19 protein-coding genes are annotated in these 17459 nt (G+C 64.6%); 13 read left to right on the plus strand and 6 right to left on the minus strand.

Going from position 1 to position 17459, the window contains the following annotated elements:
* A partial coding sequence (locus E4L96_RS20210; RefSeq protein WP_135209020.1) for a mechanosensitive ion channel family protein occupies positions 1-1211 on the plus strand: 1211 nt, incomplete at its 5' end.
* A gap of 118 nt (positions 1212-1329) precedes the next feature.
* Complete coding sequence (locus E4L96_RS20215; RefSeq protein ID WP_135209021.1) at positions 1330-2529, plus strand: DesA family fatty acid desaturase; 1200 nt, start codon at positions 1330-1332, stop codon at positions 2527-2529.
* Between the two features lie 347 nt (positions 2530-2876).
* Here E4L96_RS20215 and rpmG read toward each other — a convergent pair whose 3' ends face one another.
* From rpmG to radC, 3 genes are all read right to left on the minus strand, one after another.
* Positions 2877-3044, minus strand: a complete 168-nt coding sequence (gene rpmG / locus E4L96_RS20220) for a 50S ribosomal protein L33 (RefSeq protein ID WP_135209022.1) — start codon at positions 3042-3044, stop codon at positions 2877-2879.
* Between the two features lie 16 nt (positions 3045-3060).
* Positions 3061-3297, minus strand: coding sequence for a 50S ribosomal protein L28 (gene rpmB / locus E4L96_RS20225; RefSeq protein WP_091657194.1), 237 nt, complete (start codon positions 3295-3297; stop codon positions 3061-3063).
* A 161-nt stretch (positions 3298-3458) separates the two neighbouring features.
* Complete coding sequence (gene radC, locus E4L96_RS20230; protein ID WP_135209023.1) at positions 3459-4133, minus strand: RadC family protein; 675 nt, start codon at positions 4131-4133, stop codon at positions 3459-3461.
* 61 nt (positions 4134-4194) lie between these two features.
* Here radC and E4L96_RS20235 point away from each other — a divergent pair, with 61 nt between their 5' ends.
* The 6 genes from E4L96_RS20235 (at position 4195) to E4L96_RS20260 (ending at position 9546) form a co-directional block, all read left to right on the plus strand.
* Positions 4195-4638, plus strand: coding sequence for an FKBP-type peptidyl-prolyl cis-trans isomerase (locus tag E4L96_RS20235; RefSeq protein WP_135209079.1), 444 nt, complete (start codon positions 4195-4197; stop codon positions 4636-4638).
* A 13-nt stretch (positions 4639-4651) separates the two neighbouring features.
* The gene (ispH, locus tag E4L96_RS20240; protein ID WP_135209024.1) at positions 4652-5602 is read left to right on the plus strand and encodes a 4-hydroxy-3-methylbut-2-enyl diphosphate reductase; all 951 of its coding nucleotides are present in this window, start codon (positions 4652-4654) and stop codon (positions 5600-5602) included.
* A 223-nt stretch (positions 5603-5825) separates the two neighbouring features.
* Entirely contained in the window at positions 5826-6755 is a 930-nt protein-coding gene (locus E4L96_RS20245; protein ID WP_135209025.1) for a branched-chain amino acid ABC transporter permease, read from the plus strand.
* An 18-nt stretch (positions 6756-6773) separates the two neighbouring features.
* Positions 6774-8003 (plus strand): ABC transporter permease subunit, encoded by a 1230-nt coding sequence (locus E4L96_RS20250; protein WP_135209026.1) that lies wholly within the window; start codon positions 6774-6776, stop codon positions 8001-8003.
* Positions 8004-8012: 9 nt separating this feature from the next.
* Positions 8013-8792: an ABC transporter ATP-binding protein gene (locus tag E4L96_RS20255; protein WP_135209027.1), complete on the plus strand. Its 780-nt coding sequence runs from the start codon at positions 8013-8015 to the stop codon at positions 8790-8792.
* Positions 8793-8799: 7 nt separating this feature from the next.
* A complete protein-coding gene (locus E4L96_RS20260; RefSeq protein WP_229414654.1) occupies positions 8800-9546 on the plus strand; it encodes an ABC transporter ATP-binding protein in 747 nt (248 codons plus the stop codon).
* 285 nt (positions 9547-9831) lie between these two features.
* Here the strand turns inward: E4L96_RS20260 and phaP are convergent, their stop codons facing one another.
* Complete coding sequence (gene phaP, locus E4L96_RS20265) at positions 9832-10410, minus strand: TIGR01841 family phasin (protein WP_135209028.1); 579 nt, start codon at positions 10408-10410, stop codon at positions 9832-9834.
* 231 nt (positions 10411-10641) lie between these two features.
* Here phaP and E4L96_RS20270 point away from each other — a divergent pair, with 231 nt between their 5' ends.
* The 3 genes from E4L96_RS20270 to E4L96_RS20280 all read left to right on the plus strand — a co-directional run bounded on the left by E4L96_RS20270 (position 10642) and on the right by E4L96_RS20280 (position 13451).
* Positions 10642-11541: a DMT family transporter gene (locus E4L96_RS20270; protein WP_135209029.1), complete on the plus strand. Its 900-nt coding sequence runs from the start codon at positions 10642-10644 to the stop codon at positions 11539-11541.
* Between the two features lie 7 nt (positions 11542-11548).
* Positions 11549-12244, plus strand: a complete 696-nt coding sequence (locus tag E4L96_RS20275; RefSeq protein ID WP_135209030.1) for a nitroreductase — start codon at positions 11549-11551, stop codon at positions 12242-12244.
* A 97-nt stretch (positions 12245-12341) separates the two neighbouring features.
* A complete protein-coding gene (locus tag E4L96_RS20280) occupies positions 12342-13451 on the plus strand; it encodes a serine hydrolase (RefSeq protein WP_135209031.1) in 1110 nt (369 codons plus the stop codon).
* A gap of 665 nt (positions 13452-14116) precedes the next feature.
* On the opposite strand, the gene E4L96_RS20285 is transcribed toward E4L96_RS20280, so the two are convergent.
* Positions 14117-14917, minus strand: coding sequence for an IclR family transcriptional regulator (locus tag E4L96_RS20285; protein ID WP_135209032.1), 801 nt, complete (start codon positions 14915-14917; stop codon positions 14117-14119).
* 121 nt (positions 14918-15038) lie between these two features.
* On the opposite strand from E4L96_RS20285, the gene E4L96_RS20290 reads away from it, so the two are divergent.
* Positions 15039-15425 (plus strand): diacylglycerol kinase, encoded by a 387-nt coding sequence (locus tag E4L96_RS20290; RefSeq protein ID WP_135209033.1) that lies wholly within the window; start codon positions 15039-15041, stop codon positions 15423-15425.
* Here the strand turns inward: E4L96_RS20290 and E4L96_RS20295 are convergent.
* Positions 15409-16302 carry a helix-turn-helix domain-containing GNAT family N-acetyltransferase gene (locus tag E4L96_RS20295; protein ID WP_135209034.1) on the minus strand — a complete coding sequence of 298 codons (894 nt, stop codon included), beginning with the start codon at positions 16300-16302 and terminating at the stop codon, positions 15409-15411. The two genes, E4L96_RS20290 and E4L96_RS20295, sit on opposite strands and share 17 nt — an antisense overlap.
* A 158-nt stretch (positions 16303-16460) precedes the next feature.
* On the opposite strand from E4L96_RS20295, the gene E4L96_RS20300 reads away from it, so the two are divergent.
* Entirely contained in the window at positions 16461-17456 is a 996-nt protein-coding gene (locus E4L96_RS20300; RefSeq protein ID WP_135209035.1) for a sulfate ABC transporter substrate-binding protein, read from the plus strand.
* Positions 17457-17459 lie beyond the last annotated feature (3 nt).

Genomic DNA, 17459 nt, shown 5'->3' on the forward strand with positions numbered 1-17459 from the left:
GCTCGGCGCTGGCGACGCGGGCGCGCGCCTCGCAGGCGCAGGCGCTGGGCTTCGGCGTGGCCGGTCTGCCGCGCGTGCTCGGGCCGCTATTGGTGCTGGGCTTTCTCACCGCCGCGCGCTACGGCCTGGCGTCCGTGATGCACGTGAACCTGCTGCGCCTCGCTGTCGCGCTGGCCTCCTCCTTTGCCCTGATCCGGATTGCGTTCTTCCTGCTGCGCCGCGTGTTCGCGCGCGCGGGGCAGGTGGGCGCGGCGATCGTCACCTTCGAGCGCGTGTTCGCGCTGCTGGTGTGGCTGGCGGTGGCGCTGTACATCACCGGGCTGTGGCCGGACGTCGAGCACTACCTCACACACACGACCGTGCCGCTGGGGCCGAAGAACGATGTCGAGCTGCTGACCATCCTGAAGGCAGTGGCCTCGGTGGCGGTGCTGCTGATCCTGGCCATGTGGGCCGGCAAGGCGCTGGACGACCGGCTGATGCGCCTGGATGCGCTGAACCTGTCGGCGCGGGTGGTGCTGGCGCGGGTGAGCCGGGCGCTGCTGATCGTGGTGGCGGTGCTGGCCAGCCTGCGCATGGTGGGCATCGACCTCACGGTCTTGTCCGTGTTCGGCGGTGCGCTGGGCGTGGGCCTCGGTCTCGGCTTGCAGAAGATTGCCAGTAACTATGTGTCCGGCTTCGTGATCCTGCTGGAGCGCAGCCTCAAGATCGGCGACATGATCGCGGTCGACAAGTACACCGGCAAGGTCACCCAGATCAACACGCGCTACACGGTGCTGCAGGCGCTGGACGGGACTGAGGCCGTGCTCCCTAACGAGATGCTGATCTCGGGCGCGGTGCAGAATTTTTCGCTGTCCTCGCCGACCCAGCGCGTTGCGACCCAGATCACAGTGGCGTTCGAGACCGATGTGCGGACTCTGCTGCCGTTGCTGGCCGACGCCTGCCGCGGCATCCCACGCGTGCTGGACGAGCCGGCCCCGGGCGCCTCATTGTTACGGATCGGCGCCACCGGTTTCGAGCTCGACGTGGGGATGTGGATCTCCGATCCGCAGAACGGCAGCGGCGGCGTGTTGTCCGAGGCCAACATGAGAATCTGGAAAGTCCTGCAAGATCAAGGAGTTAAGCTTCCGCGCGCGGCGCAGGACATTCGCTGGGTGGAGAGCGAGTTTGCCGCCGAAATGATGCGTCCTCGCCAAGCCTCGCCCTCGGAATAAGTGAAATCATTGGTGACATTCGTGCCGCCGGACGGTGTAAACGCGTAGAATGTGATGCTGTCGCTGGTACGGTTTTTCGTGGCGTGCGGCAATCCGCAATTCTATGGAGCAGTAATTAATGACCGTTTTGAACGCCGTCCTCGATTTCCTGAACACCGGGTTGCTGAACCTGGCGGCCTGGCAGATCGTTCTGGTGACTTTGGCTCTCACGCACGTCACGATCGCCAGCGTGACCATCTTCCTGCATCGCCATCAGGCGCACCGCGCGCTGGACCTGCATCCGATCGCCAGCCATTTCTTCCGGCTGTGGCTGTGGCTCACGACGGGGCAGGTGACCAAGCAGTGGGCGGCGATCCACCGCAAGCACCACGCCAAGTGCGAGACCGAGGAAGATCCGCACAGCCCGCAAACGCGCGGTATCCGCAAGGTGCTGTTCGAAGGGGCCGAGCTGTACCGTGCCGAGTGCAAGAATGAAGAAACCATGGCCAAGTACGGCCACGGCACCCCGGACGACTGGATCGAGCACAAGCTGTACAGCAAGTACAGCTGGCAGGGCGTGGCGGTCATGCTGATCCTGGACGTGCTGCTGTTTGGCGCGCTCGGCATCACCGTGTGGGCCGTGCAGATGCTGTGGATCCCGATCACCGCGGCCGGCATCATCAACGGCATCGGCCACTACTGGGGCTACCGCAACTACGACTGCGTGGACGCGTCGCGCAACGTTCTGCCGTGGGGCATCATCATCGGCGGCGAAGAGCTGCACAACAACCACCACACCTTTGCGACCTCGGCCAAGCTGTCGAGCAAGTGGTACGAGTTCGACATCGGCTGGATGTATATCCGCATGATGGAGATGGTCGGCCTGGCCAAGGTGAAGAAGACGATTCCGAAGCCCGCTTTCGACAAGGCCAAGGTGGTGGCGGACTTCGACACGCTGCAGTCGATCATCGCCAACCGCTACGACGTGATGGCCAAGTACGCCAAGTCGGTCAAGACGGCGTGGCATGACGAAGTCGAGCACTTGAAGGAAAAAGCCAAGCTGGAGGCACGCTTCCTGAAGTCCTCGCGCAAGCTGCTCAAGCGCGACCCGGCCAAGCTGGAAGGCGAGCAGAAACAGCAGCTGTCCGAGCTCTTCAAGCACTCCAAGGCGCTGGAGACGATGCACCAGATGCGCGTGGAGCTGGGCGTGATGTGGGAGCGTTCCCACCTGACGCGCGACCAGCTGCTGCACCAGCTGCAAGACTGGTGCGTGCGTGCCGAAGCGTCGGGCATCAAGTCCCTGCAGGAATTCTCCCTGCGCCTGCGCAGCTACGCCTGACCTTCCGCGCTGAAACATCAAGCGGCTCCCCGGAGCCGTTTTTTTACGTCCCAACAACAACGGTATCGCTTTCCGCCACCGGGGTCAGGCCTGTTTTTGAGATTCCTCAACCTCCCCCAGCTGGATCCTTCGGCCCGGGAACCCGGTGCCTGACCCCGGTATTAAATTCGGCCGTTTTTGATACCGGGGTCTGGCTTGGTTTTGAGATTCCTCAAGGGCCGGGAGGAGGATTCTTCGGTCTGGGAACCTGGGGTCAGACCCCGGTAGCGGTGGGCGCTACTTTTGCTGGGGGCCAGGAAATAAAAAAAGCCGCCTCGCGGGCGGCTTCTGCATAGAGAGCGGATCGATTACTTGATCTTGGTCTCTTTGTAGGTCACGTGCTTGCGTGCCTTCGGGTCGAACTTGATGATTTCCATCTTGCCCGGCATGGTGCGCTTGTTCTTGGTCGTGGTGTAGAAGTGACCAGTACCTGCGGTCGACTCCAGCTTGATCTTGTCGCGGCCAGTTTTTGCCATGTTCGTGACTCCCTAATTAGATTTTTTCGCCGCGCGCACGCATGTCAGCGAGCACAGCGTCGATGCCGAGTTTGTCGATCACGCGCAGACCAGCGTTCGACACGCGCAGGGACACCCAGCGGTTCTCGGATTCAACGAAGATACGACGGTTCTGCAGGTTCGGCAGGAAACGGCGTTTGGTTTTGTTGTTAGCGTGGGAGACGTTGTTGCCAACCATCGGACCCTTGCCAGTTACTTGGCAAACACGTGCCATAGCGCACTCCTTAGATAATCCAGAATTTGGAAAAACGAGAGTATAGCGCGAAAACCGTCGGATTATCAATCACTTGCGGAAAAAAATAGTTAAACCTGCCTCGTGAAAAATTCACAATTGCCGAAGAGCTTGAAGACACAGTGTTTCCGCTCTATTAAAGCTCAGATTTGCCCGTGCTCCGCGAAGGAATGCACGTGTGGCCCGGCCACCACAAAGTGGTCCAGGATGCGCACATCGACCAGCGACAGCGCCTGCATCAGCGCGCGCGTGAGCAGCAGGTCGGACTCGCTGGGCTCCGGCGAACCCGACGGGTGGTTGTGGGCCAGCATGACGCTGGCCGCATTGTGGCCGAGTGCGGCCTTGACCACCTCGCGCGGGTACACCGACGTGTGCGTCAAGGTCCCTCGAAACATTTCCTCGCAGGCCAGCAGGCGGTTCTTCACATCCAGGAACAGCACGTGGAAGGCCTCATGCGGCTGCCGCCCCAGCCGCAGTTGCAGATAGCGCTTGACCATGTCCGGCGACGTCAGCACCTCGCCCGTCTGCAATTCTGCGGCGATGGCCCGCTGCGCCAGCTCCATCACCGCCCGCAGCTGGGCGAACTTGGCCGGCCCCAGCCCCTTGACCTCGCAGAATGCGGCCCGCGGCGCCGCAAACAGCGCGCTCAGCGAGCCGAACTGTTGCAGGATATCCCGTCCCAGCGCCACCGCGTCCCGCCCCGGTATCCCGACCCGCAGGAACACCGCCAGCAGCTCCGCATCGGTCAGCACCTGCGGCCCCTGCGCCAGCAGGCGCTCGCGCGGACGCAGCTCTTCCGGCCAATCAGCAATCCCCATGCTTGCCCCCAGTGGAATACAATATCGCCTTTGATCCGCAGCATTTTTGGCCCACAACGCAATGTCCAACGTCGTCACCGCATCGTCCTATCTGACCCTGCATTACCGCCTCGCCAGCCTGGACGGGACGGACATCGTCACAACCTTCACCGGCAACCCGGCCACCCTGATGCTCGGCCAGGGCCAGCTGGCCCCGTCGCTGGAACAGGTGCTGCTCGGCCTGCCCGAAGGCACGCACCAGACCTTTGAGCTCAGCGCCGAGCAAGGGTTCGGTCCGCGCAACCCGGACTTGATCCAGGCCGTGTCCCGGGCGACTTTGGACGAAAACTCGGCCCCCGACGCCGGCTACGCGATCGGCGACCTGGTCGATTTTGCCGCCCCCGGCGGTGGCCGCTTCGCCGGCATCCTGCGCGAACTGCGCGACGATGCCGCCGTGTTCGACTTCAACCATCCGCTGGCGGGGCAGCCGCTGCTGTTCGAAGTCAAGCTCATCTCCGTTCTGTAACCAGGCCACAGACATGAACAACGAAATCCTCCTCGCCCAGCCGCGCGGCTTCTGTGCCGGCGTGGATCGCGCCATTGAGATCGTCGAGCGCGCCCTGCAGCAGTTTGGCGCGCCCATCTACGTGCGCCACGAGATCGTCCACAACGCCTACGTGGTGGAAGATCTGCGCGCCAAGGGCGCCATCTTCATCGAGGAATTGGACGACGTCCCGGCCGGCAACACGCTGGTGTTCTCGGCCCACGGCGTATCGAAAGCCGTGCGCGCCGAAGCCGAGGCGCGCGGCCTGTCGATCTTCGACGCGACCTGCCCGCTGGTGACCAAGGTGCACGTTGAAGTCGCCAAGATGCGCAAGCAGGGCTGCGAGATCGTGATGATCGGCCACGACGGCCACCCGGAAGTGGAGGGCACTATGGGCCAGGCCGACGCCGGCATGCACCTGGTGGAAACGGTCGAGGACGTCGCCAGGCTGAACGTCGCCAACCCGGACGCGGTCGCCTACGTCTCGCAAACCACCCTGTCCGTGGACGACACCGCCGACATCATCGCCGCGCTGAAGGCCCGCTACCCGAACATCATCGAGCCGAAGAAGGGCGACATCTGCTACGCCACCACCAACCGCCAGGAAGCGGTGAAGTTCATGGCGCCACAGGTGGAAGTGGTGATCGTGGTGGGCAGCCCCAACAGCTCCAACTCGAACCGCCTGCGCGAAGTCGCCGAAAAGATGGGCACGCCCGCCTACATGGTCGATAACGCCGGCCAGATCAAGCCGGAATGGCTGGACGGCTACAAGCGCATTGGCGTCACCGCCGGCGCCTCGGCCCCGGAAGTGCTGGTCAACGCCGTGATCGACCGTCTGAAGCAGCTGGGTGCGGCCAGCGTGCGTACCCTGGAGGGCGTGGAAGAGCACGTGACCTTCCCGCTGCCCAAGGGCCTGGACGGGGGCGCCAAGCCGGCGGCGGCGTGATATTGGTAATATTGCCGTCAGTCATAAGCAAAGATTATTTGGGCGGATTTCCACTTTCCGATATTAGTTTTTCCAAAACATCGTTATTATTGCTGCGCTCGGAATTGATGCATTCATCCCGCCAAACGGGGCGGGATCCGGCGTAGTCCATGAGCGGCACTGCGGGAGCGATCCCGGGTGCCGTTTTTGTTAGGTCTTACTCACAGTACTCACAGCAGGAAGCATGGATACCTTTATCCAACAACTCATCAACGGGCTGGTGCTGGGCAGCATGTACGCACTGGTCGCGCTCGGGTACACGATGGTGTACGGCGTCCTCAACCTGATCAACTTTGCCCACGGCGACGTGCTGATGATCGGCGCCATGGTCGGCCTGTCGATCCTCAACCTGCTGGGGCAGGTGGCGCCGGACCTGCCGGGCTTCGCCAAGCTGGGCATCGCGATCATCGGCGCGATCCCGGTCTGCATGATCGTCAATATCATCATCGAGCGGGTGGCCTACCGGCGCCTCCGCAATGCGCCCCGGCTGGCGCCTTTGATCACCGCGATCGGGGTCTCGATCCTGCTGCAGACGTTCGCCATGATGATCTGGGGCCGCAGCCCGCTGCCGTTCCCGCAGCTGCTCTCCAGCGACCCGGTGCCGGTCGGCGGCGCGGTGATCTCGCAGACCCAGATCCTGCTGCTGGTACTGGCCGCCGGCTCCATGCTGGCCCTTGTGTTCCTGGTCGAGAAAACCAAGATGGGCCGCGCCATGCGCGCCACCGCCGAGAACCCGCGCGTCGCGGGCCTGATGGGCATCGACTCCAACCGCGTGATCGTCGCTACCTTCGCCATCGGCGCGGCGCTGGCTGCGGTGGCGGGCGTGATGTGGGGCGCCGTGTATTCCTCGGTGCAGTTCGCGATGGGCTTCCTGCCTGGCCTGAAGGCCTTCTCCGCCGCGGTCCTGGGCGGCATCGGGAATATCTACGGCGCCATGATCGGCGGCCTGGTACTGGGCCTGATCGAGAGCTTCGGCGCCGGCTACATCGGCGACCTGACGGGCGGCTTCCTCGGCTCGAACTATGTCGACATCTTCGCCTTCATCGTGCTGATCGTGGTGCTGACCATCCGTCCGTCCGGCATCATGGGCGAGCGCGTGGCGGACCGCGCGTAATTTCAGGAGATCCCCGAAATGTCTCTCATCTCCTTCGACGTCCAGCGCGACAAGGGCAAGGCCTGGACCAGCATTGCGATTTTGCTGGTGCTGCTGCTGGCGTTTCCCTTCTTCGCGTCCCAGTACGGGAATTCGTGGGTGCGCATCCTCGACATGGCGCTGCTGTACATCATGCTGGCGCTGGGCCTCAACATCGTGGTCGGCTTCGCGGGCCTGCTGGACCTGGGCTACATCGCCTTCTTCGCGGTCGGCGCCTACCTCGCCGGGCTGTTTGCCTCGCCCCAGTTCGCGGCGGTGATCGAGTCGGTCGTCAACACCCATCCGGGCCTGGGCGAATGGCTGATCAGCGTGATGGGGCCGGAGATCCAGCAGAACGGCATCCACCTCTCGGTGTGGTGGATCGTGCCGCTGGCGGCGCTGGTGGCGGCCTTCTTCGGCGCGCTGCTCGGCGCACCGACGCTGAAGCTGCGCGGCGACTACCTCGCCATCGTGACGCTCGGCTTCGGGGAGATCATCCGCATCTTCATGAATAACCTGAATGAGCCGATCAACCTGACCAATGGCCCCCAGGGCATCAACCTGATCGACCCGATCCGCATCTTTGGCGTGTCGCTGGCGGGCGAGGAGGGCTCGGGCGGCATGGTCTCCGTGTTCGGCCACGCCATGCCGTCGGTGAACGCCTACTACTACCTGTTCCTGGTGCTGTGCATCGCGATCGTCTTCATCACCTCGCGCCTGCAGCACTCGCGCCTCGGCCGCGCCTGGGTCGCGATCCGCGAGGACGAGATCGCGGCCAAGGCCATGGGCATCAACACCCGCAACGTCAAGCTGCTGGCGTTCTCGATGGGCGCCTCGTTCGGCGGTGTTGCGGGGGCCATGTTCGGCGCCTTCCAGGGCTTCGTCTCGCCCGAGTCGTTCTCGCTGATGGAATCGATTGCCGTGCTGGCGATGGTGGTCCTGGGCGGCATCGGCCACATTCCTGGCGTGATCCTGGGCGGCGTGCTGCTGGCCGGTTTGCCGGAGCTGCTGCGCCACGTGGTGGAGCCGGTGCAGATGACCCTCTTTGGCAAGGTGCTGATCGAAGCCGAGGTGCTGCGCCAGCTGCTGTACGGCCTGGCCATGGTCGTCATCATGCTCAATCGTCCGGCTGGCCTGTGGCCCGCGCCCAAGCATGAGGACCGCCCGGACAACGACCGGAATGAGGACAACCGCGACGTCGCCGCCGAATCCGGCGCGCGCACCGCGTGAGGACGAATCATGAGTGACAAGAGTGACCAACTGCTGCTGAATATCGCGGGCGTGAACAAGCGCTTCGGCGGCCTGCAGGCGCTGACCGAAGTGGGCATCCGCATCGAGAAGGGCCAGATCTACGGGCTGATTGGCCCGAACGGCGCGGGCAAGACCACCTTCTTCAACGTGATCACGGGCCTGTACCAGCCGGACACCGGCACCTTTGAGTTGGACGGCAAGCCGTATTCGCCGTCCGCGCCGCACGAGGTGGCGAAGGCCGGCATCGCGCGCACTTTCCAGAACATCCGCCTGTTCGGCGAGATGACCGCGCTGGAGAACGTGATGGTGGGGCGCCATGTGCGCACCAAGCAGGGCGTGCTCGGCGCCATCTTCCGCCACAAGGCCGCACGTGACGAAGAGACCGCGATCCGCCGCCGCGCGCAGGAGCTGCTGGACTTCGTGGGGATCGGCCAGTTTGCCAAGCGCACCGCCAAGTTCCTGTCGTACGGCGACCAGCGCCGCCTCGAGATCGCGCGCGCGCTGGCCACCGATCCGAAGCTGCTGGCGCTGGACGAACCGGCGGCCGGCATGAACGCGACCGAGAAGCTGGCGCTGCGCGAGCTGCTCGTGAAGATCAAGGCCGAGGGCCGCACCGTGCTGCTGATCGAGCACGATGTGAAGCTGATGATGGGCCTGTGCGACCGCATCACCGTGCTCGAATACGGCAAGCCGATCGCCGAGGGCCTGCCCGCGGAGATCCAGAAGAACCCCGCGGTGATCGAGGCCTATCTCGGAGGCGCCCACTGATATGAGCATGACGAGCATGAACAGCGAAACCGTCCTGAAGATCGAAGGCATGAAGGTGGCCTACGGCGGCATCAAGGCCGTCAAGGGTATCGACCTGGAGGTGCGCCAGGGCGAGCTGGTGACCCTGATCGGTGCCAACGGCGCGGGCAAGACCACCACGCTGAAGGCCATCACCGGGACGCTGCCCGGCGGCTCGGTGGAGGGCGCGATCGCGTATCTCGGCCAGCCCCTGAAAAACGCCAAGTCGTTCCAGCTGGTGCAGAAGAAGCTCGCGATGGTGCCGGAAGGCCGCGGCGTGTTCACCCGCATGACCATCCACGAGAACCTGCTGATGGGCGCCTACACGCGCGACGACAAGGCGGGCATCGATGCCGACATCGACAAGTGGTACGGCGTGTTCCCGCGCCTGAAGGAGCGTTCCGCGCAGCTGGCGGGCACCCTGTCCGGCGGCGAGCAGCAGATGCTGGCGATGGCGCGTGCGCTGATGTGCCATCCGACCCTGCTGCTGCTGGACGAACCGTCGATGGGGCTCTCGCCGATCATGGTCGAGAAGATCTTCGACGTGATTCGCACTGTGTCGCAGCAGGGCATCACGATCCTGCTGGTGGAGCAGAACGCCAAGCTGGCGCTGGAAGCCGCGCACCGCGGCTACGTGATGGACTCCGGCGCCATCATCATGAGCGGCGCCGCCGCCGACATGCTGCACGACCCGCGCGTGCGCGCCGCCTACCTGGGTGAAGAAGAGGCCGGCTGACCTCTGATCTGCGTCAACGCCGGGGTCAGGCCTGCCTCTCATAGAGGGGGCCTGACCCCGGCGTTTTTTTCAAAGCGGTTGTGTCACGTTTCGCAGCCGTTCTGATCCGGCCGGGAGCCCGCAACCGCGGGACCTTGCAGCGATCGTTAAACAGTACGGGGTCAGGCCCCGGGGGTCCTCTGGGGGTCAGGCCCCGGCTGCCAGAGCTGGGGCCTGACCCCGGTTGCGCGGGCGAAAAAAAACCAGCGCCGGGGCGCTGGTTTCAGGTCGGCTCCGCCGAGGGGATTACTTCTTCGGAGCTGCTTTGGGCGCTGCCTCGGCAGCTTTCTGGGTCGCTTGCGCGAACTGGTTCACCGCGGTCGAGACGTTCGATTCAAACGCTTCGATGGCCTGCTTGGTGGTGCGGGCGAACTGCTCGTAGCCGGCGTTGGCATTGCTGATCGAGGCCTTGACGGCGGCCACGAAGTTCTCGGTGCCGGCCGGCGCGTTCTTGGTCACGTCGTCGATCAGCTGGACCACCTTGCGGTTGGTCTCGGCGATCGCGCCTTCGGCGGTCTTGGTCAGTTCAGCCTGGGTGCCGGCGGCGATCGAAGCCACCTGGCGGCCGTACGACAGGGCCTTCTCGGCGTTCGGCTGGGCCTGGGCGGCGGTCAGCGAGAAGAACTCTTGCGGGTCCTTGGCCGACAGCAGTTGGCGCGCGGCGGCCGACGACTCTTCCAGCGTGGCCTTGGCCGCGGTCAGGTGCAGGTCGACCAGCTTTTCCACGCCCTGGAAGGTGGTGTTCGTCAGCGAGGACAGGATGGCGAACTGGGTGTCGAAACTGGCCTTCGTCGCATTCGAAAACTGCTCGGGAATTGCAAACATGTAGTTCTCCAATCAGGAAACGGAATTTCGGTTACAGGAATTGTGCAACGCAACACCTCGCATTCTATCGCTGTGGTGAGGCAAGTCAAGCACTTTTTGTGCGCTGCACAAAATGGTGTTGTTCAGCGCTAACTTATTGATTTCCATGAGGAATGCTTGGCCCCAGGCATCAGTGGAACGACCGTGCTAGACTGCCATGGTTCCCTCTTCAGCGCGCTCCGTCGTTGATGTATGTCAAACAAAACTCTGATCAATCCTGTTGCGGCGCGAAATTCTGTCCTGTCCCCGGTGGCTGTGTTCTTTGTGGTGCTGTGGAGCACGGGCTTTATCGTGGCGAAATTCGGCCTGCCGTATGCGCCGCCGCTGACGTTCCTGGTGCTGCGCTGCGGCGGCGTGGTCCTGGTGCTACTGCCGCTGGTGCTGGCACTGCGCGCGCCGTGGCCGGCGCGGCCGGGGCGGCTGGCGGTGGCCGGTTTGCTGCTCCAGGCCGGATACCTGGGCGGGGTATGGAGCGCCATCAAGCTGGGCATGCCGGCCGGGGTGACAGCCCTGATCGTGGGCATGCAGCCGATCCTGACGGCGGTGCTGGCCCCGCTGATCGGCGAGCAGGTGCGCCCGCGCCAGTGGCTGGGACTGCTGTTCGGGCTGGCGGGGGTGGGGCTGGTGGTGTACAGCAAGGTCACGCTGGCCGGCGTGTCGTCCGCCGCGCTGGCCTGGTGCGGGTTCGCGCTGGTGTCGATCACGGCCGGGACCATGTACCAGCGCCGCTATTGCCCCTCGTTCGACCTGCGGACCGGCACCGTGGTGCAGTTCCTGGCCACGCTGGCGGTGCTGGTGCCGCTGGCTATCGTGCGGGAGGGCATGGACTGGCGCTTGTCGCACGTACAATGGACGGGTTCCTTCACGGCTTCGCTGCTGTGGTCGGTGTTGGCGCTGTCGATCGGGGCGCTGTTCCTGCTGTTCCGCCTGATCCGCAGCAGCCAGGCCACCGAAGTGACCAGTCTGCTCTACCTGACGCCGCCGACCACCGCGCTGATGGCCTGGCTGCTGTTCGGCGAAGCCTTCACCTGGCTGAGCGCGGGCGGGATGGCGCTGGCGGTGGCGGGCGTCGTGTGCGTTGTCAAAAAATAGGATCCAGATGATTACCAGTACCCAGCAAGAACACGTCGACGCGGCCATCACCTCGCGCCGCTCGATCCGCGCCTTCCTGCCGACACCGGTGGAGCGCGAAGACATCGAAAAGATCCTGGAGGTGGCCGCGCGGGCGCCGTCCGGCACCAACATCCAGCCATGGAAGGTGTACGTGCTGACCGGCGCGCGCAAGGAGCAGCTGTCGGCCGCCATCCTGCAGGCGCACGACGACCCGGACGCGGCCCGCCAGCACACGGAGGAGTACGCGTACTATCCGCGCCAGTGGACCTCGCCCTACATCGAGCGGCGCCGCAAGGTCGGCTGGGACCTGTACGGCCTGCTCGGCATCACACGCGAGAACAAGGCCGGCATGCACCATCAGCACGGGCGCAACTACCGTTTCTTCGACGCCCCGGTCGGTCTGATCTTCACCATCGACCGGATCTTGGAGCAGGGCTCCTGGCTCGACTATGGCATGTTCCTGGAGAACATCATGGTGGCGGCGCGCGGCCGCGGGCTGGACACCTGCCCGCAGGCGGCGTTCACCCCCTTCCACCGCATTATCCAGCAACAGCTCGGTTTGCCAGAGAACGAGATGGTCGTGTGCGGCATGGCGCTGGGCTACGCCGATCATGCCAAGGTGGAAAACTCGCTGATTACGCAACGCGCACAGTTGGCAGAGTTCGTGAAATTTGTCGAGTAACGGTATATTTGGGCGACGGATGAGGTAAACTTTCCGGGAGCAATTTGCGTTACCGCAAGACAAATTGCCCGACGTTTCGCCGCTTCGAGGATGTCCGATGTTCAAGTTCGCTCCCGCCGCCCTGGTGTTCGCGTCCGTCATGTTGATGGCGGCCGCCCCGGTCCAGACCGTGCACGCCCAGGAGGCGGCCGAGGCCGTCAAACCGGTCAAGCAGGCCCGCAAGCTACGGCTTCGCAAGAAATCCGCCGCCCCCGTCGTGATCGAGACCCGCGAGCGCCTGGTGCGCCGGGTGATCACGGTCAAGGGCCGCCGCAGGGTGGTCTACGAGCGCGCCGCCACCGTGCGCGCCGCACCCCCGGCCATGAGCATGGGCGACCTGGCGGGGCTGAACCTCACCCGCGATCCGCTGGACCTGAAGTCGTCCGTGGCTTTCGTGCTGGACGAGGCCAGCTCCGAAGTGCTGTTCGAAAAGAACGCCAATGTGGCGCTGCCGATCGCGTCCATCACCAAGATGATGACCGGGCTGGTTGTGGTGCAGGCGCGCCAGGACATGGATGAAGTCCTGACCATCACCGAGGACGACGTCGACCGCGAAAAGTTCAGCAGTTCGCGCCTGCGCGTGGGCACCCGCATGACGCGCGGGAACCTGCTGCATATTGCGCTGATGAGTTCGGAAAATCGCGCAGCGTCCGCACTGGGCCGCAACTATCCGGGCGGCCGCGCGGCCTTCGTGGACGCCATGAACGCCAAGGCACGCGAGCTGGGCATGACCGACACGCATTACGTGGACACCAATGGCCTGTCCAGCCGGAACGTCGCCAGCGCGCGCGACCTGGCCAAGCTGGCCATGGCGGCGCACCAGGAACCGCTGCTGCGCGAGTACTCGACCGACCCGAAGGCTGTGGTCTACGCGGGCAAGACGCCGATGCAGTTCGGGAACACGAATTATCTGGTGAGCCTGCCGGACTGGAATATCGGTCTGCAGAAGACCGGGTTCATCAATGAAGCCGGACGTTGCCTGATGATGCAGGCGGCGATCGCCGGTCGCAACGTGATCATGGTGTTCCTCGACTCCAAGGGCAAGCTGTCGCGCACCGCCGATGCCGGCCGGATGCGCAAGTGGCTCGAAGCGCTGCGCCCGACGGTGCCGACCGCCGCCGCTGTTCCCGTCACTGCCACTGCCGCCCCGCCGCTCGGCGGGTCCTGAGTGTTCCTCCCCCGGCAGCGCCTCCCGCCACCGGGGACGCCCGCTACCCCACCCGCTGCTTCATCCGTGGCCCGCTCGCGCCGCCGCAAACAATGCCCGGTTCCGGAAGCCGCTGCCACTCCTTCGTCGCACTTTCCGCTACCCGGCTCCGACCCCAGGTTCCCGCGCCGAAGCCGCACCCTGCAGGCGTTTGCGTCGAATCAAAAAGAGGCCAGACCCCGGTAGCAGATGCCGCTACAAAGTCGCGTCTGACGCTACCGGGGTCTGACCCCAAGTTCCCGCCGCGAAGCCGCGCCCCGCAGGCGTTTGCGGAAAACAAAAACAGGCCAGACCCCGGTAGCAGATGCCGCTACAAAGTCGCACCTGACGCTACCGGGGTCTGACCCCGAGTTCCCCTACCGGGGTCTGACCCCGAGTTCCCGCGCCGAAGCCGCGCCCTGCAGGCGTTTGCGGAAAATCAAAAACAGGCCAGACCCCGGTAGCAGATGCCGCCACAAAGTCGCGCCTGACGCTACCGGGGTCTGGCACCCGGTTCCCGCGCCGACGGCGCGCCCTGCAGGGGTTTGCGGAAAATCAAAAACAGGCCTGACCCCGGTAGCGGGGAATGCGACTTGCGTGGGCGTGGGGAAACAGCGGGGCGATCCCGGCGAGGACGGGGAAGGGCGTTAGCCGCGCTTGCCGTCGATGGCAAGGCCGGGGCGGTAGCCGAGGGTGGCGGAGATCTGCGTGGCGGTGTTGACCAGGTCTTCCAGCCAGTCTTCCTGCAGCCGGTCGGCGGGGGCGGAGATCGACAGGCCGGCCACCAGCTTGCCGGAGTCGTCGTGGATGCCGGCCGCCATGCAGCGCACGCCCAGCTCCAGCTCCTCGTTGTCGCGCGCATACCCGCGCGCGCGCACCAGGCTCAGCTCGCGCTCGAGGCGGCCCAGATCGGTGATCGAATTCTTGTTGTGGCCAGCAAGGCCGGTGCGCGTCGCGTAGGCGCGGATGGCCTTGGGCTCGTCCACCGACAGGAACAGCTTACCCGTGGAGGTCAGGTGCAGCGGCCCGCGCCCGCCGATCGCGCGCACCACCTGCATCCCGGAGCGCTCGGAGAACGCGCGGTCGATGTAGACGATCTCGTCGCCCTGGCGCACCGACAAATTCACCGTCTGCTGCGTCTTCTTGTGCAGTGCACGCATGAAATCCACCGCCGCCTCGCGCACCGAGAGGCGCGACTTGACCACATTCCCCAGTTCCAGCAAGCGCATCCCCAGCCGATAGGTGCCGGGCTCGACCCGGTCCACGAAGCGCGTCAGCACCATGTCGTTGAGGATACGGTGCGCCGTTGAGGGATGCAGGCCGGACACTTTCGACAGCTCCTTGAGACTCACCGGATCGGTGTAGGACGCCAGCGCGTCCAGCAAAGCAACCATCCGCTCGATCACCTGGATCGAGGTCTTCTGCGGTTCAAGGGCTTCGATTTTCATGATGTGGTTGGTGCGCTGCACGATGTCGAGCTTTCTTTATACCATATTGTGAAAACCTTGAGCAATCCCGCCCGATTGAAGGGCATAATGGCGTGTTGCATGACGATTTGATACCAAGCGAATGGACCACCCGATCAGCGAATTCAAGAGCAAAAGCGGCCTGCGCCGGATCTTTTCGGCCATGTCGTACTCCCTGGACGGCTTCAAAGCCGCCTGGCTGCACGAACATGCCTTCCGGCAGGAACTGGTGGTGGTCGTGATCGGCACGGTGGTGGCGCTGGGGCTGGCCATTTCGCCGTTCGAAAAGCTGGTGCTGATCGTGGCGCTGCTGTTCGTGCTAATCGTCGAGCTGATCAATTCCGCGATCGAAGCCATCGTCGACCGCATCTCGCTGGAGCGCCACCCGCTCTCCAAGCGCGCCAAGGACCTCGGCAGCGCCGCCGTCATGCTCGCCTTCATCATCGCCGCGTTGACCTGGGCCACCGTGCTGGTCAACCGTTTCTACTGAGCCGCTTCTCGAACCAGTGGTCCGCATACGGGTTGTCGTTGTAGGCGGCAATCTCGGCGTAGCCATTGCGCAGGTACAGCCGCTGCGCCTCGGCCAGCGTGCGGTTGGTGTCCAGCCGCAGTACCGTCACCCCGGCTGACACCGCCTGCGCCTCCAGGGCGTCCAGCAGGCGTTGCGCCACGCCGAGTCCACGCGCTGCGGGCGCTACCCACATCCGTTTCAGCTCGCCAACACCGCCATCAAGACGCTTGAGAGCGCCACACCCGGCCGGCTCGCCGTCGAGACGGGCCAGCAGGAACCAGCCGCGCGGCGGGACCAGTTCGTCCGGTGCGGCGGACACGCTCCGCGCCGGATCGAAGCCGCCCTCAAACCGGGCGTTCAGCTCGGCCAGATAGGCGTCCAGGCAGGCCCGGGCCTCGGCCCCGGCCGGGTCCACACACGCGATCTCGACTGCTGCCGCCCGCATGAAGCGTTCCACCACCGTCATGGCATCGAGCAGACGCTGCCGCTGGGACGGCGCCAGCGGCGCCAGCAGGGTGGCCGCGAGGTCCTGCGAGCGGCCGTCCAGGCGTTCCCATTCCGTCAGTCCGCGCGCCGTCAACTCGACGCGCCGCACCCGGGCGTCCCCGGCCGCGCGGCCGGTTTCCACCAGCCCGTCCGATTCCAGCACCCGGAGCAACCGGCTCAGGTAGCCAGAGTCGAGACCGAGCCGGCCGCGCAGAGCGCGCACGGTGGCGCCCTCGCGACCGATCTCGAAGAGCAGCCGGGCCTCCGCCAGCGGCCGCCCGCTGTCCAGGTAGCTGCTGCTGAGAGCGCCGATACGCTGGGTGACGGTGCGGTTGAAGCGGCGAACTTGTTGCAATGCGTTTGTATCCACGGTCCCGCTCCTCAACGTATTGTCTGACTTGAGTCAGAGAATATACCAAAATCTTATGCGCGGCCAGCATAAGAGCGCTCGAATATCTTCGTTTCCATTCATAAGGGACGCGGCTAATCTCAACGCATCGTTGTTCACGTGCCTTCAAGGAAAACAATATGCTGTCGAAACCATTTGCCGCGCTCCTGCTCGCCACCGCCTCCCTGGCCGCCTCGGCTGCCGACATCAATCTGCTCAACGTCTCGTACGACCCGACGCGCGAGCTCTACCAGGACATCAATGCCGCCTTCGCCAAGGACTGGAAGGCCAGGACCGGCGACACCGTCAAGATCAAGCAGTCCCACGGCGGCTCGGGCAAGCAGGCCCGCGCGGTGATCGACGGCCTGGACGCCGACGTGGTCACTCTCGGCCTGGCCTGGGACATTGACGAAGTTGCCCAGAAAGGCCTGCTCAGCAAGGACTGGCAAAAACGCCTGGCCCACAACAGCACGCCGTACAGCTCGACCATCGTGTTCCTGGTGCGCAAGGGCAATCCCAAGCGCATCAAGGACTGGAACGACCTGGTCAGGCCCGGCATCGCCGTGATCACCCCGAACCCGAAGACGTCCGGCGGCGCCCGCTGGAACCACCTGGCCGCCTATGGCTACGCCCTGCGCCAGCCGGGTGGCAACGACGCCCGGGCCCGCGAGTTCCTGTCCAAGCTGTACAAGAACGTGCCGGTGCTGGACTCCGGCGCGCGCGGCGCCACCACCACCTTTGTCGAGCGCGGCATTGGCGACGTGCTGATCGCCTGGGAAAACGAAGCCTTCCTGGCAATCAAGGAACTGGGGCCGGACAAGGTCGAGATCGTCGCCCCGTCCGTCTCCATCCTGGCCGAGCCCCCGGTCGCCGTGGTCGACAAGGTCGTCGACAGGCACGGCACCCGCAAGGTGGCGGAGGCCTACCTGAACTTCCTCTACACTGATGCCGCGCAGGAGATCATCGCCAGGAACTGGTACCGCCCGGCCGTGGAAAAGGAAGCGAAGAAATACGCCGCCCAGTTCCCGAACGTGAAGCTCTTCAACATCAAGGACGTGGCCGGTGACTGGGCCACCGCGCAGAAGACGCACTTCGCCGATGGCGGCGTGTTCGACCAGATCTACCAGCCTCGCTAAGTC

Origin of the sequence: Zemynaea arenosa (genome assembly GCF_004614185.1) — a bacterium.
Taxonomy (GTDB): Bacteria; Pseudomonadota; Gammaproteobacteria; order Burkholderiales; family Burkholderiaceae_D; genus Telluria; species Telluria arenosa.

What these genes read in the sequence shown, in the direction of transcription:
- E4L96_RS20215 (WP_135209021.1), top strand. Translation starts at nt 1,330, where the DNA reads ATGACCGTTTTGAACGCCGTCCTCGATTTCCTGAACACCGGGTTGCTG.
- rpmG (WP_135209022.1), bottom strand. Translation starts at nt 3,044, where the DNA reads ATGGCAAAAACTGGCCGCGACAAGATCAAGCTGGAGTCGACCGCAGGT.
- rpmB (WP_091657194.1), bottom strand. Translation starts at nt 3,297, where the DNA reads ATGGCACGTGTTTGCCAAGTAACTGGCAAGGGTCCGATGGTTGGCAAC.
- radC (WP_135209023.1), bottom strand. Translation starts at nt 4,133, where the DNA reads ATGGGGATTGCTGATTGGCCGGAAGAGCTGCGTCCGCGCGAGCGCCTG.
- E4L96_RS20235 (WP_135209079.1), top strand. Translation starts at nt 4,195, where the DNA reads ATGTCCAACGTCGTCACCGCATCGTCCTATCTGACCCTGCATTACCGC.
- ispH (WP_135209024.1), top strand. Translation starts at nt 4,652, where the DNA reads ATGAACAACGAAATCCTCCTCGCCCAGCCGCGCGGCTTCTGTGCCGGC.
- E4L96_RS20245 (WP_135209025.1), top strand. Translation starts at nt 5,826, where the DNA reads ATGGATACCTTTATCCAACAACTCATCAACGGGCTGGTGCTGGGCAGC.
- E4L96_RS20250 (WP_135209026.1), top strand. Translation starts at nt 6,774, where the DNA reads ATGTCTCTCATCTCCTTCGACGTCCAGCGCGACAAGGGCAAGGCCTGG.
- E4L96_RS20255 (WP_135209027.1), top strand. Translation starts at nt 8,013, where the DNA reads ATGAGTGACAAGAGTGACCAACTGCTGCTGAATATCGCGGGCGTGAAC.
- E4L96_RS20260 (WP_229414654.1), top strand. Translation starts at nt 8,800, where the DNA reads ATGACGAGCATGAACAGCGAAACCGTCCTGAAGATCGAAGGCATGAAG.
- phaP (WP_135209028.1), bottom strand. Translation starts at nt 10,410, where the DNA reads ATGTTTGCAATTCCCGAGCAGTTTTCGAATGCGACGAAGGCCAGTTTC.
- E4L96_RS20270 (WP_135209029.1), top strand. Translation starts at nt 10,642, where the DNA reads ATGTCAAACAAAACTCTGATCAATCCTGTTGCGGCGCGAAATTCTGTC.
- E4L96_RS20275 (WP_135209030.1), top strand. Translation starts at nt 11,549, where the DNA reads ATGATTACCAGTACCCAGCAAGAACACGTCGACGCGGCCATCACCTCG.
- E4L96_RS20280 (WP_135209031.1), top strand. Translation starts at nt 12,342, where the DNA reads ATGTTCAAGTTCGCTCCCGCCGCCCTGGTGTTCGCGTCCGTCATGTTG.
- E4L96_RS20285 (WP_135209032.1), bottom strand. Translation starts at nt 14,917, where the DNA reads ATGAAAATCGAAGCCCTTGAACCGCAGAAGACCTCGATCCAGGTGATC.
- E4L96_RS20290 (WP_135209033.1), top strand. Translation starts at nt 15,039, where the DNA reads ATGGACCACCCGATCAGCGAATTCAAGAGCAAAAGCGGCCTGCGCCGG.
- E4L96_RS20300 (WP_135209035.1), top strand. Translation starts at nt 16,461, where the DNA reads ATGCTGTCGAAACCATTTGCCGCGCTCCTGCTCGCCACCGCCTCCCTG.